This is a genomic window from Candidatus Nitrosopumilus sp. bin_32a, from assembly GCF_054095935.1.
This window is the reverse complement of record NZ_JBSWSN010000006.1, coordinates 102,552-118,073: the sequence shown is the minus strand read 5'-3', so window position 1 is coordinate 118,073 and position 15,522 is coordinate 102,552. Positions and strand designations below refer to the sequence as shown.

General features: G+C 35.3%; 14 protein-coding genes. 4 read left to right on the top strand and 10 right to left on the bottom strand.

Annotation, left to right across the window (positions count from 1 at the left end; all coding sequences use genetic code 11):
* Window positions 1-191: 191 nt before the first annotated feature.
* Window positions 192-1,151, top strand: coding sequence for a zinc metalloprotease HtpX (locus tag ACW9XH_RS08170; RefSeq protein WP_457760166.1), 960 nt, complete (start codon window positions 192-194; stop codon window positions 1,149-1,151).
* A gap of 257 nt (window positions 1,152-1,408) precedes the next feature.
* Here ACW9XH_RS08170 and ACW9XH_RS08165 read toward each other — a convergent pair whose 3' ends face one another.
* The 4 genes from ACW9XH_RS08165 to ACW9XH_RS08150 form a co-directional block, all read right to left on the bottom strand.
* Complete coding sequence (locus ACW9XH_RS08165) at window positions 1,409-2,302, bottom strand: CBS domain-containing protein (protein ID WP_457760165.1); 894 nt, start codon at window positions 2,300-2,302, stop codon at window positions 1,409-1,411.
* 108 nt (window positions 2,303-2,410) lie between these two features.
* Entirely contained in the window at window positions 2,411-3,226 is an 816-nt protein-coding gene (locus tag ACW9XH_RS08160; RefSeq protein ID WP_457760164.1) for a PEFG-CTERM sorting domain-containing protein, read from the bottom strand.
* A gap of 335 nt (window positions 3,227-3,561) precedes the next feature.
* Window positions 3,562-4,059, bottom strand: a complete 498-nt coding sequence (locus ACW9XH_RS08155) for a hypothetical protein (RefSeq protein ID WP_457760163.1) — start codon at window positions 4,057-4,059, stop codon at window positions 3,562-3,564.
* Window positions 4,060-4,983 carry a DsbA family protein gene (locus ACW9XH_RS08150; RefSeq protein ID WP_457760162.1) on the bottom strand — a complete coding sequence of 308 codons (924 nt, stop codon included), beginning with the start codon at window positions 4,981-4,983 and terminating at the stop codon, window positions 4,060-4,062.
* A gap of 145 nt (window positions 4,984-5,128) precedes the next feature.
* Here ACW9XH_RS08150 and ACW9XH_RS08145 point away from each other — a divergent pair, with 145 nt between their 5' ends.
* A complete protein-coding gene (locus ACW9XH_RS08145) occupies window positions 5,129-6,877 on the top strand; it encodes a hypothetical protein (RefSeq protein WP_457760161.1) in 1,749 nt (582 codons plus the stop codon).
* A 73-nt stretch (window positions 6,878-6,950) separates the two neighbouring features.
* Here the strand turns inward: ACW9XH_RS08145 and ACW9XH_RS08140 are convergent, their stop codons facing one another.
* Window positions 6,951-7,397 carry a universal stress protein gene (locus tag ACW9XH_RS08140; protein ID WP_457760160.1) on the bottom strand — a complete coding sequence of 149 codons (447 nt, stop codon included), beginning with the start codon at window positions 7,395-7,397 and terminating at the stop codon, window positions 6,951-6,953.
* 116 nt (window positions 7,398-7,513) lie between these two features.
* Here ACW9XH_RS08140 and ACW9XH_RS08135 point away from each other — a divergent pair, with 116 nt between their 5' ends.
* Window positions 7,514-8,914 carry an MBL fold metallo-hydrolase gene (locus tag ACW9XH_RS08135; protein WP_457760159.1) on the top strand — a complete coding sequence of 467 codons (1,401 nt, stop codon included), beginning with the start codon at window positions 7,514-7,516 and terminating at the stop codon, window positions 8,912-8,914.
* A gap of 241 nt (window positions 8,915-9,155) precedes the next feature.
* Here the strand turns inward: ACW9XH_RS08135 and ACW9XH_RS08130 are convergent, their stop codons facing one another.
* From ACW9XH_RS08130 to pstC, 4 genes are read right to left on the bottom strand one after another with little or no spacing between them, the layout of a single operon-like run.
* Window positions 9,156-9,815 (bottom strand): phosphate signaling complex PhoU family protein, encoded by a 660-nt coding sequence (locus ACW9XH_RS08130; protein ID WP_457760158.1) that lies wholly within the window; start codon window positions 9,813-9,815, stop codon window positions 9,156-9,158.
* Window positions 9,815-10,651, bottom strand: coding sequence for a phosphate ABC transporter ATP-binding protein PstB (gene pstB / locus ACW9XH_RS08125; RefSeq protein WP_457760157.1), 837 nt, complete (start codon window positions 10,649-10,651; stop codon window positions 9,815-9,817). Before pstB ends, ACW9XH_RS08130 begins: the two co-directional genes overlap by 1 nt.
* Window positions 10,648-11,571: a phosphate ABC transporter permease PstA gene (gene pstA, locus ACW9XH_RS08120; RefSeq protein ID WP_457760156.1), complete on the bottom strand. Its 924-nt coding sequence runs from the start codon at window positions 11,569-11,571 to the stop codon at window positions 10,648-10,650. The genes pstB and pstA overlap by 4 nt, the downstream gene beginning before the upstream one ends.
* Window positions 11,568-12,539: a phosphate ABC transporter permease subunit PstC gene (gene pstC / locus ACW9XH_RS08115; RefSeq protein WP_457760155.1), complete on the bottom strand. Its 972-nt coding sequence runs from the start codon at window positions 12,537-12,539 to the stop codon at window positions 11,568-11,570. The genes pstA and pstC overlap by 4 nt, the downstream gene beginning before the upstream one ends.
* A 136-nt stretch (window positions 12,540-12,675) precedes the next feature.
* Here pstC and ACW9XH_RS08110 point away from each other — a divergent pair, with 136 nt between their 5' ends.
* Window positions 12,676-13,698, top strand: coding sequence for a PhoU domain-containing protein (locus tag ACW9XH_RS08110; RefSeq protein ID WP_457760154.1), 1,023 nt, complete (start codon window positions 12,676-12,678; stop codon window positions 13,696-13,698).
* Between the two features lie 31 nt (window positions 13,699-13,729).
* Here ACW9XH_RS08110 and pstS read toward each other — a convergent pair whose 3' ends face one another.
* Window positions 13,730-15,286 (bottom strand): phosphate ABC transporter substrate-binding protein PstS, encoded by a 1,557-nt coding sequence (gene pstS, locus ACW9XH_RS08105; RefSeq protein ID WP_457760153.1) that lies wholly within the window; start codon window positions 15,284-15,286, stop codon window positions 13,730-13,732.
* Window positions 15,287-15,522: the final 236 nt, after the last annotated feature.

Below are 15,522 nucleotides of genomic sequence, written 5' to 3'. Positions count from 1 at the left end.
AGTTAAACGTAATTGGAATAGTATGCATGATTTTATTTTCTAGTTAAAAGATGGCAATGTGATTCATGATGGATAGTGTTCAATCCATCCAAATGACAGGTCTGCCTTCACGTGAATTTACTTAGAGACATAATTTTCAAATTGGCAATATTAGATTTAACAATTATATCTAAACATAAAACGATGAATTCATGATTAAACAACTTGTCGTTTCTATGAGCCTTACAATGGTTCTGGTTTTTGGATTGCTTTTTGCATTACTTGCTGGTTTGAGTTTCTATTTTGATCTTGGAATTTTTGCTACAGTTGTAATGGCAGTGGCATTGGGTTTGTTCCAATGGTCAATAGGGCCATCAATAGTCAGGTGGAGTACAAACATGGGCCCATTAAACAAAGAAGAATTTCCATGGATAGAAGAAACAGCTCATGAAATATGTATCAAAAATAATGTGAAAATTCCAAAAATCACAATAGCAAATACTAGTATGCCTAATGCATTTGTGTTTGGCAGAACAAGCAAGTCTGCAACATTGACCCTCACTCGTGGACTTCTTAACACATTGACAAAAGATGAAGTAAGAGGAGTCATAGCTCATGAAATTGGTCACATCAAACACAACGACATGGTTGTCATGACTATAATTTCTGTGATTCCAACTATTGCATATTTTATTGCATTGTCTACTATATTTGGTGGAAGATCAAGGAATCAGGGAGGAGCTTCAATTTTAATTGGAGTTGGCGCATTTGCAGTTTATTTTATAACAAATCTTCTCATACTATATTTTTCACGTCTTAGAGAATTTTATGCAGATAACTTTGCAGGAAGACAGGTCAAACCATCCATACTTGCAAATGCTTTGGCAAAGATTACGTACGGTTTGAGTTTGCAAAAACAGCAAGCAAAGAACTCTACATTACGCTCGTTTTATGCAGTAGACCCTATTGCGTCAAGTTATGAAGTGATGAAATTTTCTTCATACTATGAAGATCAAAACATTTCAGAAAGCGAAGTAAAAAAGGCAATGGATTGGGAAAGGAAAAATAGTTTCAGCAAGTTTGGCGAAATTTTTAGAACACATCCATTGACCTACAAAAGAATTGATAAATTATATCAAATGGAAAAAGAATTCTCTTCAAATCAGAATTAAATACTTTGGTTGTAATTTCAGGATAAAATATCTAAAGGGGTAGAAATAATGGATGAAGAATCAATCCATGGAAATAGTTTATTCAGCAATAAGATACAAAAATATTTTTAAAAATCATACAAACATGCAGTGTAAATTTGAATTAATGTATCAATCATTTTAAAAAATAAATTCCAATTAGAAAACCAAATTTGAAAAGCGTATTTTGATATTATTCTTATAGATTTTGTAATTACTGTTATCTCTATTCATGAATCTTAGACTTTCCCATGAGATGCTATAACATTGACAATGTCGGATTTCGTTACTATGCCAACCAGTTTTTTTCCTTGAACTACAGGAAGACCACTAATTCCATGTCTTATCATCAAAATTGCAGCCATATACGCAGTATCGTTTGGAGAAATAAAATGCGGCTCTTTTGTCATGATATCTTTTGCTAAAAATGTAAGCAAGTAACTCAGATTATTAACATTAAATTCATTAAGTTTTGGACTCCACGATATTTCAGTTCTTTCTTCAGGATCAGTAAACTCTTTGTATAAATCAAAAGTCTTTGCAGGAATAAAATCTCGATAAGTGATAATTCCTACTGCAATATTGTTTTTTGATACAACCACTCTCCTGATTTTATTATTTAGAAGAATACTTTCAACTTCAAAAATAGAATCATTTGGGGATACGGTAATTACTTTTTTTGTCATGATTTTTGATATTGGTAGTGATGCAGTGCTTATCATAAGAAAAGTCGAAACAAGGTCAGTTTTTGTCACTATGCCAACCAGTTTTCCTTGAGGATTTTTTACAACTACTGAACTAATTTCGTGTTTTTTCATCAATTTTGCACAATCATAAATGGAATTGTTAGGTTGTACAGTAATCAGATCTTTTGCCATTACATCCATAACAAGGATTTTTGCAATTGGTTTTCCACTAAACACTGAAATGCTTCTTGCGATATCTTTCTCAGTGATGATGCCTACAGGTTTTTTATTAAATTCAATTACCAGTCTTCCAATTTGATGTCGAATCAAAATATCCCTTGCATCTAATATGCTGGTATTAGGAGGGATCGAGATGGGTCGCTTGATAATTGATTTTAAATCTACAGGTATATCGAATAAAATTTTTGGTTGTCTCTTACGTTTCATCAACAAGCAATAGTTTTTTTGTTATATACATATCTCATAAAATACCACTTGTGAGAATGTTAAAGTTACAAAAATTATTTAAAACACTAATGAACAGACCAGAGACATTTAATTTAATTTTGAAATGATTCTAGATTTCGCAGTTACTGCTATGAGGCTTAGAATTGCTACAGCAAGAATCATAGCTGCAATTGTTCCAAATTCTGGGACTATTGCCGCTCCTGTAATTATTATCGTTTTTGCTTTTGGAGGAATTTCTTTAACTTCTAATGTAACCATGCCGTCATTAAACTCCTGAGAAAATTTTCCTGTCTTTTTTCCATCAATTGAGATAGAATTAATTCCACTGATCAACTCCGTAGGAAGCAACAATGTCAGTGTATTGTCATCATTGATAGTATTACCCTTTAATTTCAGCAAAATTGATTTTGATTCTTCAATAACACTTGCTTCATTAACCACTCTGTTGAATTTGTATTCTACGTCAAACAAAGTCATGCCATCTCCGGCATCAATTCCAACATCGGATAACATACTAAAACCACTAACTACACTTACTAGCCCTGTCCTCCAGGGGTGGATTGTACAATAGTATTCAAATTCACCAATTTCATCAAATGTTTTCTTGAAAAATTTTCCTGATTCAATTATTTTACTATCAAAAATGCCATCTAGACCTGCTTGAGGATTGCCCGAGGTTACAGTATGAGAAACAGTATCTGCATTTTTCCAGAAAATGGTATCGCCTACTATGATTTCTATGAATCCAGAAGTGTCTCCGTCTTTTTCACTTGACCAATGAAAGGGGGCGTTTTTGTCTGCAGAGCCAGACGGAATATTGATGTCGTATGCGGATTCTGCAAATACTGCATATGTCGGAATTATCACTAATGCAATTAGTAAAATTGGAATGATTATTTTCAAACATCTTTTTCAGTAGTATGTGAATTTAAAATAAATCCATGATTTTCAATAATGAAAACCACTTTGAATCCAATAAGACCTAATGGTGTAAGTGTAATTGTCGGAATAATCTCATTTTAGATAATCAATATGCGGTCACATCTTATTCTGATGATGCTATTTCACTGAAACAGAACCTGTCATCCAAGGATGTACCATGCAGCAAATATCGGTCCTGCTGAATATCAACATCCTGCAATTAATTGTTCTCGAGTATAATCACCTAAAGCATGCATGTCCAAGAAAATAGGCATCACATGAATAAAAGATAAAGACAATAAAAACAGTAGGAGATACTATTCAAAATTAACTTTGCATTCTCTGTTCAAATCTCGAACAATCATGTAATAGGTAAATCCCAAAATTCCAACAGATATCATCCTTAATGGAATCTCAAAATTTGTTAAGATAGATGTAGCAGCTCCACCAACTGCTCCAAAAATAGATATCAATGCAACCCCAATTCCACCGCAACATGCTCCTGCTCCTGCTCCAATAACTGAGCCTAGCAAACCTGATCTTAGCTTCTTTGTACTAGATTGTAGAAAACGAATTCTGTAAATTGACATACTTAGAACCAGTCCAGTTAACGCAGAAACAATCACAATGAAAATAAAATTGTCCATCATATAGTCTGGAACATAAAATACAAGGTAAGGCTCAAAGAAAAGAAATTCTGTTACAATTACGAGTGGTAAAAACAATCCTACAAAAAATACACAAAACAATCCAACATACCATACATTTGAAAAAACCAGTCTAAATGCAAGTATTTGTTTTGAAATAATTTGCAATTATCCAAACCCCTTGATTACTCTATCAAATATTACAGGTGGTTGTGAACCAGTAATTCTTTCAAAATTTCCATCATGATTCACAATGAAAAAGATAGGCGTACTAACAACACCATGTGATGCACCGACCATCTTGTTATGTGCCACTCTAAGTGAGTGCCTATCCCACAACAAACAGTTATCAAATTGTTCTGAATCCATTCCCAAGTCATCAGAATATTTTACTAAAGATTCTTGATTTGCCCATCCATTTTGAACTCCTCTGTGTTTTGTATACAAGTAATTATGATACTCAAAATATTTGCCTTGATCATGTGCACAATAATTTGCCTCAGCAGCTGAGACTGAATCATCCCCTAACATAGGATAATCCAATACAACGAAGTTTACTTTGCCAGTTTTGATGTATTTTTCAGTAACCTCTTGCTTTTCATGTAAGAACCATTTTGCACATCGTTCACACTGGTAATCACTAAACATGATTATTGTCATTGACGCATCTTTGTCTCCTTCAATTGGGCCTGCTTTTGAAATATCAAAACTGCCAATCATAAGATTGGATTGTATTGTTTTATCAGAATCAAAATTAACAGATACTATTCCAACATTAATCAAATATTGAATAGATCTTAGGAATTCCTCATCAGAGATCAATCCCTGAGACCACCAACCGGCATTATTTCTTAGCCATGAAGGAATTCCTTGTTCATCTTGTCCTTTTGATTGGATATTTTTTGGAATTTGTATAATTTCCTCATGGATTAGGAATTCCAATCCTCTAGTAAATTCATGATCAGAAATTTGTGTTAATGACCACCATTTTGCACTGTTTTTAACCCAATCTGGAATTTGTTGTGCATCTGCATACGTTGTAATAGAAATAAAAATAATTGAAATAATTAAAATAAAAAGTAGTTTTTGCATGATTTTCCTGAAATTAATTGCTGCAAAACTTCTTTTAAAGTAAAACCATAATTTTTAATCTTGGAATTTGTTATATATGCCAATCAGATATTCAAGCATGACATTAAACTTTGACTTTTTATAACATAAATCCCATTTTTTTGCAATGAAAAATATTCTTTCAGTATTATTTGCGACAGCAATTTTACTGACAGCAACGATAGCAACTTCTGAAATCCAATACGCTGATGCGTTAAAAGGTCAAGGTGTTGGAACCTCAAAATTTGGTTCTAGTACTGATATCTGTGGATTACAGCTATGTTCTGAAATTCCAGGTGGCAAAGCTGCATATGAACAGCAACAAACACCATCTGTTGTAATTCCAAAATATAGTATGGAACAAAAAGGATTGCCATTATCTCCTGAAACAGTTCATGAGAAAAGAGCACATGGTGAAATCTGTCAATGCACAGGAGATTGTAACTGTGCAGAAGATGGAACCTGTACCTGTTCTGGTGAAGAAGGAGCATGTATGTGTGGACCAAATTGTACCTGTGGAACTGGAATGCATGGAACCAGTGAATGTAATTGTTCTGAGGATGGAACATGTTCATGTGGTGAAGGATGTGCATGCGATACAGAAAACTGCAACTGTTCAGCAGACGGAACCTGTACTTGTGGTGAAGGATGTGCATGTGGAACTGGAATGCATGAAATGGCAGGACACAAAACTAGTGGCCATATCATGAAGGCAATTTCGGGAACAATGCAATCTGCAACAGATCCTGGAATGGGTCATGAGCAACATCAACTAGCAGTATTGTTACCTCCAAGAGACAATTCATACGCGGGATTGTTAACTTATTCTGCATCTGAAAATGTTCAACTTGTTGCATTACACGGACCACTAGCTGAAGGTGAAGACATGGGACAGACCATTTGGACTCCAGATGGCGATACCAAGTTTGCACTGACACTGGTTAATCCTGAAGACAAGATGGGAACATGGATGTTTACAGGCAATGCACTAGCTGTTCATACGTTCAGCGAAGATCCATTTGCGATTACATACACAGTAAACTATGCAACGGTATCTGATCATTCAGATATCTCTGGAGCATGTCAATGTGCCAGTGATTGTAACTGTGCAGAAGATGGAACCTGTACCTGTTCTGGTGAAGAAGGAGCATGTATGTGTGGACCAAATTGTACCTGTGGAACTGGAATGCATGGAACCAGTGAATGTAATTGTTCTGAGGATGGAACATGTTCATGTGGTGAAGGATGTGCATGCGATACAGAAAACTGCAACTGTTCAGCAGACGGAACCTGTACTTGTGGTGAAGGATGTGCATGTGGAACTGGAATGCATGAAATGGCAGGACACAAAACTAGTGGCCATATCATGAAGGCAATTTCGGGAACAATGCAATCTGCAACAGATCCTGGAATGGGTCATGAGCAACATCAACTAGCAGTATTGTTACCTCCAAGAGACAATTCATACGCGGGATTGTTAACTTATTCTGCATCTGAAAATGTTCAACTTGTTGCATTACACGGACCACTAGCTGAAGGTGAAGACATGGGACAGACCATTTGGACTCCAGATGGCGATACCAAGTTTGCACTGACACTGGTTAATCCTGAAGACAAGATGGGAACATGGATGTTTACAGGCAATGCACTAGCTGTTCATACGTTCAGCGAAGATCCATTTGCGATTACATACTCTATTGCAACAATGAGTAGTGGGGCAGATGAATACAAAATGATGCATGGAACTAGTGAATGTAATTGTTCTGAGGATGGAACCTGTTCATGTGGTGAAGGATGTGCATGTAGCGCAGAAGATTGTAATTGTTCAGCAGATGGAACCTGTACTTGCGGTATGGGTTGCACGTGTGGACAATAAACTTTTTCTTTTTTTATTTTGATACAAACTAATTTTTAAAAATCAAGACTTCCATATTTGGTTAAATTTGGAATTAATTGTATTTTTTTGGCGGTTTTATGATCAAAACTCTGCAACTTGACTTTGTCACAACCTCTGATGCAACACTTCCAAGAACCAGTTTTTTAAAACCTGATCTGCCATGAGACCCCATAACAATCAAATCAGTCTTATTGTTTTCAGCAAAAGAAAGAATGCCGTCTGCGGTAGAAGGGTTGTGTTTTATTTCAACTGAAATCGGAATATTTCCCACAATGTTTGAATTTTGTATCTTTCCCAGGTTTTCCTTTGCTTTGTTTTCTGCTTCAGTATGTACTTCCTCAGCACGTGACCAAGACATTCCAGACGTGTCAATGTCACTTCCAATGACAGTCAACAGTGTTACTTTTGAATCAAATTTTTTTGCAATTTCTAATGCTTCATTAAATGCTAAATCTCCAAAATTTGTAAAATCATAAGGAACCAGAATATTTTTTATCATAACCAATCTAACGTAATTTCAAATATTAACATGTATAAGTAAATTTGATTAAACGTAGTTTCAAATTTGAGAATGGTGTTGGGATATTTTATTTATCATGCAATGGTTGATTACACATGGAACATGCCATCAAACTAGGAATATCATCTAGGCAACTAAATCAAGATTTGATACGGCAAAAACCATTACTTTTGTTTGATTTAAGACCTAAAGAGGGTTTTGAGAAATCACACGTGGACGGTTCAGTTCATGCTGTATGTGATACTCATGCCAAGGAAAAGATAATGCCAAAAATTCCAAAAAATATCAAAATTGTACTTATTTCAGAGCCTGAAAACTTTGCCAAAGAAACGGCTGAGATGATGGTTTCCTTTGGTCTTGATGCACATTATTTAGAAGGAGGGTTTTCTTCTTGGGATGGCAAAGTCTCAAAAACTCAGACAGGAAGAACAATTTTGCCATATGAACTTGTTAAAAAACTGAAAGACGTGTTTTTGTTAGATGTCCGAAATAAGGATGAATTTTCTGATTATAGAATACCTGGAAGTGTAAACATTCCATTGGATGAACTTTTCAATGCAGAAACTGTGCAAAAAATACCCCTAGACAAAGAGATTGTAACCATATGCCCCCACGGTAATCGTGCAATGATTGCAAATTTTGCACTGGCACGGGCAGGGATTGATTCTCAAACTTTGGAAGGAGGTCTTGCAGGATGGAACCAAGTTCTCAAACCCATAACCGTCATAGAAAAACCAGTAAAAATAATACAGATACAAAAAGTTGGGAAGGGATGTCTCTCCCACATTGTTGAGTCAGATGGAGAAGCAGTTGTAATTGATCCGTTGTATCCTTTTGAAAAGTATTCAGACATTGCAAAACAACAGGGATTCAGAATTAGTAAAATCCTCGATACGCATCAGCATGCGGATCATGTCTCATCTGCAAGAGAACTGGCTAAAGCAGAAAATGCAGAATTATATCTTTCAAAAGATGAAACATATGACATTGATGCAAATTTTCTGGAAGATTCTAATGAGATATCTTTTGGAAAGACAAAGATCAGAGTAATCCATACCCCGGGCCACACGCCAGGAAGCCTAAGCTATATCATCGATGAAAAATATATTTTCACTGGGGATATTTTGTTTGTTGAGTCTATCGGAAGGCCGGATTTAAGAGATCAGGCAAGCAAATTTGCTGCAGAGATATACAATTCGTTACATGACAAAATACTATCCCTTCCACAAAGCACCACGGTATTTCCAACACATCATGGAGAAAATGCAGAATCAATAAACGGTGCATTTTATTCTACAATAGAAAAATCAAAAAAACTGCCTTGGCTTGATTTATCAAAACAAGAGTTTGTTAGCAAGGTAGTTTCGATTACGGTTCCAAGGCCAATGAATTATAAAAAAATAATATCCATCAACAAGGGAGAAACTGAACTGATTCATTCAGAAATTCCAGACTTGGAGATTGGTCCAAACAGATGTGCAGTAGACATTAGCTGAATGTGGAGATTGCAATAATTTTTACACATATTCTGGATAAAAAATTATGATTTATTTATAAACATAAGTAAGGAGTGTTAAACTAACAAAATCCGATGGTAGACGCATGGGATAGAAACGTCAGCGGTTCAGGTTTTTCACCATAATTTTTTATTTTTTGTATCTTTTACTCATGATAGATAAAATTAGACCCTGTACCCTTGCAGGATTAAACTAGGATTTTCTTGAGTAACTGTCCTGACTAAGAAGATTTAGTATGATCTGCAATTCTCTTCTCGCTTGGTTTGTGTTTTCCTGTAACGATATAGTTGATGGCATCGCTCATGAAGACTGCATGATCCCCAATTCTTTCAAGATAGCGTAAGAGCAAGGCTTCAGCTAGAGCACATTTGGTATTATTAGATTTTATCAGTTGTGGCAATCGTTCGTTGTAGATTTTATCTATGAATGCTTCGTCTTCTTGTATTTTTACAGCTCTTCTAACGTCTAATTCTGCAAAAGATAGGACGGCCTCTTTTATCATGTGTTTTACTTTTTTTGTGATTTCAATTAGAGATTCATTAGTACATTCAGAAATATCTCCAAACAGATCTCTTACCTGGGTTATATCATAAGCATATCTTCCAAATCTTGAAAATGCATAAGATATCTCAGTTGAAGAACGAATCAGTCTGAAATCATCTGCAACTGGTTGATACTTTAGCAACATATCAAAAATCAAATCTTCAACTTCAAAATACTTGTTACGAATGGAATCAGATAGTTCGTAAACTTGGTCAGTGGTATTTTTTCCCTCAAGGTATGAATCAACAGCTAGTGAAACACACTCGCTTGCCATATCCCCCATCTGGGACATTATCGCGCTCAATCTTTCAAGTGATGGATCGATTAGTCTAGTCATTATCCAAATTGCCCCTGAACATATTTTGCCGTCAAATCATTTTTTGGATCAGTAAATAGTTTCTTTGTTTCTCTAAACTCTATTAATTCTCCAAGATACATAAATCCGGTATAATCTGAAACTCTGACTGCTTGTTGCATGTTATGAGTTACTATGATTATTGTATAGTCTTTTTTTAGTTCTGTAATCGTTTCTTCAATTTTTTGTGTTGCAATAGGATCTAATGCAGATGCAGGCTCATCCATCAGTAAAACCTCAGGCTGAATCGCTAATGCTCTTGCAATACAAAGCCTTTGTTGTTGACCACCAGATAATTCAATTGCAGATTTTTTCAAATCATTTTTTACCTCATCCCAAAGATATGCCATTTTGAGCGTGTCCTCTACAATTTCATCCAAAATTCTCTTGTCTTTTACTCCATTTAATTTTAGACCAGCAGTAACGTTATCATAAATTGACATTGTTGGAAATGGGTTTGGTTTTTGAAAAACCATTCCAACTTTTCTTCTATGATAAATTGGATCTATTGATTTATCATAGAGATCAATGTCATCAATCATCACCTTGCCTTCAACTTTAGCATTTTTTGTCATGTCATGCATTCTGTTAAGACATCTAAGGAAAGTAGTCTTTCCACACCCAGAAGGTCCAATTAAAGCAGTGACAGATTTTTCTGGAAATTTCATTGTGACATTTTTCACACCCATTGTATCACCATAATAAATAGAAACATTTTCTGCAATCATTTTGAATTTTTTTTCTACATGGGATGTAGTATCAGGAATTTGTGAATCAATTGAATTAGTAATTTTTTGTTCAGGTGTACTCATAGTCATTTTTTAACTAATCCCCCCTGTTTAATTAATTTCCTTATCATTCCATTTCCATTTCCAAAATAGTATCGAACAGCCAAATTGATCCCTATAATGACAAATATCAAAACTAAAGCAGCCCCCCAACCCTGCAACTGTGAACTCTCATAGGGTAGCAAAGACAGCCTCCAAATTCTCAGAGGTAATGCATCCATTGGAACATCCATACTGCTGAAGAATTGACTACTGCCAAGAATAGTCATTATCAAAGGAGCAGTTTCTCCACCTATTCTTGAAACTGCCAATAAAATTCCTGTAATCATGCCGCCTTTTGCAGCAGAAATAACGATTTTAAAAGTAATAACCCATTTTTTCAAACCCAAAGCAGTTCCTGCTTCACGATAAGTTACAGGAACCATTTTCAGAGATTCCTCAGTGGTTCTTGCAACAATTGGAAACATGATTAATGCCAGTGCAAACGCGCCTGCCCACACTGAAAAATGACCGAGAATCAATACAATTACTAAAAATGCAAATATTCCAAGAACTATGGATGGGAATTCCATAAACACATCATTGAAAAATCGAACGTTTCTTGCAAGTCTATTATCGCCATATTCAGATAGAAATATTCCAGACATGACTCCGATAGGAACACCGATCAGACTTGCAAGTCCAATTATAATCAGAGTGCCTTGGATTGCAGGACCAATACCCCCTTCACCAGAACCGATTGAACCAGGAGTTGCAGTCAAGAACTCGTAACTTATCGCAGTAATACCATTTTTGAAAACTTCAACAAGTATGCTTCCAAGCGGAATGATTGCAATTATGACAAATGCAAATATTATGATGTGAACTATTTTATCAACAAGTAACCTCTTCTTCACATTATTTTTGAATAATGCCCTGTACTCTTGTCTTTTTTCGTTAGTAGTAGTCAATTGTTAATTGCCCCTTCCTTTACTTTCATCATCCTAGTTACTAGCAGATGTGCTACAACATTAATTACAATTGCAATGAGTAAAAGAATCAAGGCAACTCCAATTAAAGCTGGAAGATGTAACGATGCAGGAGATGCTTCAACAAACTCGTTTGCAATAATACTGGACATCGTTTGACTTGGTTTGAAGAATGAAGATGGGAATGCAGAGATGCCAGTTGCATTTCCAATTAGCATTGTAACTGCCATTGTTTCTCCAACTGCTCTTCCAAGCCCCAGAATTGAAGCCCCAATCAATCCAGTCTTAGAATATGGAAATACTGCAAGCTTGAACATTTCCCATTTTGTTGCACCTAACATGTATGCAGCCTCTCTTTGTTGTTGGGGAACTGCTTTCATTATTTCACGCGATACTGATGAGACTGTCGGAATAATCATAATGGCTAAAATTACACTTGCTGTAATGATGTCAAGACCAAACGGAGTTCCTGAAAATAAGAATATCGAATCGCCAAACAAATTATGTAACGGTTTCTCCACCCAATCCTGAAAGTAAAGTCTAAAAACTAAAAGGCCCCAGAGGCCATAAATTATACTAGGAACTGCAGCTAAAAGTTCAACTAGAAATCCTAAAGGACCGCCAATTTTTGCAGGAGCGTCTGAAATGAACATTGCAATTCCGATACTAAGAGGAACCCCAATCGCCATTGCCAAAGCGGCAGTGACAAGCGTGCCTGCAATGTAAGGCAATGCTCCAAACGATTCCCTTCCCTCAACTGCATTCCAATCAGTACCAATGATAAATCCAAGACCCTCAGCTTCCCAAATTGGATAAGACTCAGAAATTAACTGGAATATCATCAGAGCTATTATTACTAAAACAAATGATCCTGCAATTGTGGCAGCTAACTTGAAAATTTTATCAGAGTGGATATTCTGTTTTCGATATGCATCAGGTTTTTTCTCCACATAGATTCAACCAGAATTACATGTTATCTAAAAACGGATCATGAATTATGTAGAATATGAGATAAATTTAGATCTATATAGATCATGTTAAGAAGCGGTATATTAGATTAATTTCAGTATTAAATTAAGCACAGTCATGTCAGAAATAAAACAGATCAGACGATTGCAATTAACTGGAGGTTCTACATACACGGTATCCATACCAAAAACATGGATAGACGGATTAAAACTTAAAAAAAATTCTGAAATTACCCTGCTAAAAAATCGTAACGATTCAATTACATTATTTCAAGAAGAACAAAGCAAAAAAAACAATGCCAAAGCAACTATTGGAAAAAATGATTCAAAAGAATCGATAAGAAGGAAGATTATTGCAATGTATCTTTCAGGATACAAAACTATTGAAATTAAAACAAAGGGGATTGAAATTCCCAGTATACATAAAAGTGCAATTAGAGATTTAGTAAGAACTACATTAATGGGAACTGAGATTATTGAATCCAGTTCGGAGAAAATTACATTACAAGTCCTAACTCAACTTTCACAATTATCATTTAGTGTCGCATTAAAAAGAATGTACACGACGGCCAAAAATATGCATGAAGAGGCCATTGAAGCACTAAGTGAAACAGATTCACAGCATGCAGAAGAAATAATCAAAATGGATGATGAGGTAGATAGATTCAGCCTTTATTTGCTTAGAAATCTAAACTTAGCCTTAGAAAATATTCAAGTTTTAATAGATTCTGGCCTTGAAAAACCATCAGATTGTCTAGGATACAGAACAGTGGTAAAATGTGTTGAAAGAATTGCAGATCATGCAGGACTAATTGCAAAGAAGATAAAATATCTGAAATCTCCAATAGATAAAAAAATTCTAAAAGAAATAGAACAAATTAGCAAAGAATCACTTGTTGTTTTTGAAAATTCAATTGATGCACTGTCTAAAAAAGATTACATAATGGCAGAAAACGTCGCAACAAGTGTAACCAAAGTAATTGAAAAAGAAAAAAAACTAATGGATTCGCTCAAACCTCATGACAATACTGCAATAATAAAATTAATTTTAGAAGACATTAGAAGAACAGCAGAATATTCAAGAGACATATCTGAGATTGCAATAGATGAAACTGTGCAAAGCGTCATTGAAGAATCTTAAAAAAAAAATAAAAAAATAAACTTTGGATAATTTATCCGCGGTATTTTTTAGTTAATCCATAGAACATCATTGCTGGTGCTCCCACATACATTCCAAGATTCATCAGGATTACACTCACACCATATCCTAATACTTCAGAGTCAGACTCTGCATATTCCATTATAGACAAAGATGACAGTAACGGAGTAATTCCAATTTTTACCATTTCTTTGAATGCAGGGTTTGCTCTTTCCATATCAGCTATTTGAGGTGAGAATGAATAATACAATTGATTGAATCCAGTCATGAAAGACATTCCTGGAGCACTATTCATTAGTTGATTATCTCGAATTTCTCTTAACAACTGAACTTGAGGTGCCATCTCTGAGCCATATGTTGCAGTTGCAATTAAACAACCGCCACCTTCCTTCTCATCAGATGCTGTCATTTCAGTTTGTTGATTAATCTCTTGTGTGACTTCTGATTTTGGAGATGCATTTTCATCCCAAAGAATTTCTCCATCATATGTTATTTGTTTCAGTCCTTGCTGTCCAAGTTTTGTTACTTTGTCAGCTAGTGGAACATACAACAAACTTGATGAATATTCTTGACCATCAGTAATCATCCAATTAATTAAATGGATTACAGCTTTTGCTTGTTCTTTGTTTTTGGTTACTGGTTTCAAATCATCATATACTAGCAAGTATGTGAAACTTGCAATAGGATATGAATTAGATCCGGGTGCATTTACAAGTGATACACCTACCCAACTATCTTTTGCGGCAGGTAAACTATCAGCAACACCACTAGATGCAGCAGAGATGCTGTCTAGAGAGGGTTCAACAAATGCAGATTTCTCAGCATTTTGAATTGATGCATAAGTCATTCCTGTTTGAAACGCATAAGCAAGTTCAACATAGCCGACTGAATATTCTGTAGATTTTACAATTGTTGCGACACCTTCATTGCCTGCAGCAGCCAAGCCTAAAGGCCATGGAACAGATTTTCCTTTACCCACTAGTTCATCCCATGTTGGACTAACTACTGAAAGATAATCCGTAAAGATAAAAGTAGTTCCAGAGCCGTCTGATCTGTGTGCTGTAACAATTGCTTTGTCAGGCAAATTCAATCCTGGATTTTCTGCAACAATCATAGGATCATTCCATTTTGTGATTTCTCCCAAAAAGATTCCTGCAACTGTATCAGCAGTTAACTTTAATCCTGTGTTTGGAACTTCAGGAATGTTATACACTACAACTACACCCCCAATAGATTCAGGTATGTGTAATGTTCCAGAAGCCAAATCTCTTTCTGCTTCACTCATAGGTTTGTCAGATGCTGCAAAATTTACAGTTTTTTCGATATGTTGTTTGATTCCACCACCACTTCCAATTGATTGATAGTTGAGGTTGACATTGTCATAGACCTTGTTGTATTCAACTCTCCACAAATCAATGAGAGGGAATGGGAATGTTGCACCTGCTCCTGTCAAAGTAAATTCTTTGTTTGGATCAGGGATGTCAGGTGTTGTTGCTGCGTCTGCATACAGAGGAGTAATGATCGCTCCAAGTGCAGTCAATAAAATCAGTAACGATGTTTTTGTCTTCATTAACTGAGTTGTTTTGAAAATTCTATTTACAAATACTAGGCATAGATTATGTTAGTTCCATATACTATATAGAAAATGAACGCAGGATGAATCCGTTAAGGCTTAAACCATTTCGAAGGATAAAAACGGATGCAGATAGGCATAAAAAATAGAATTATTTTAGAATCCACTAATTTATCATAAATTTATGAACAAAGATATTCATCAGATTTTTCTTTCTTACACCAGCAGTTTGG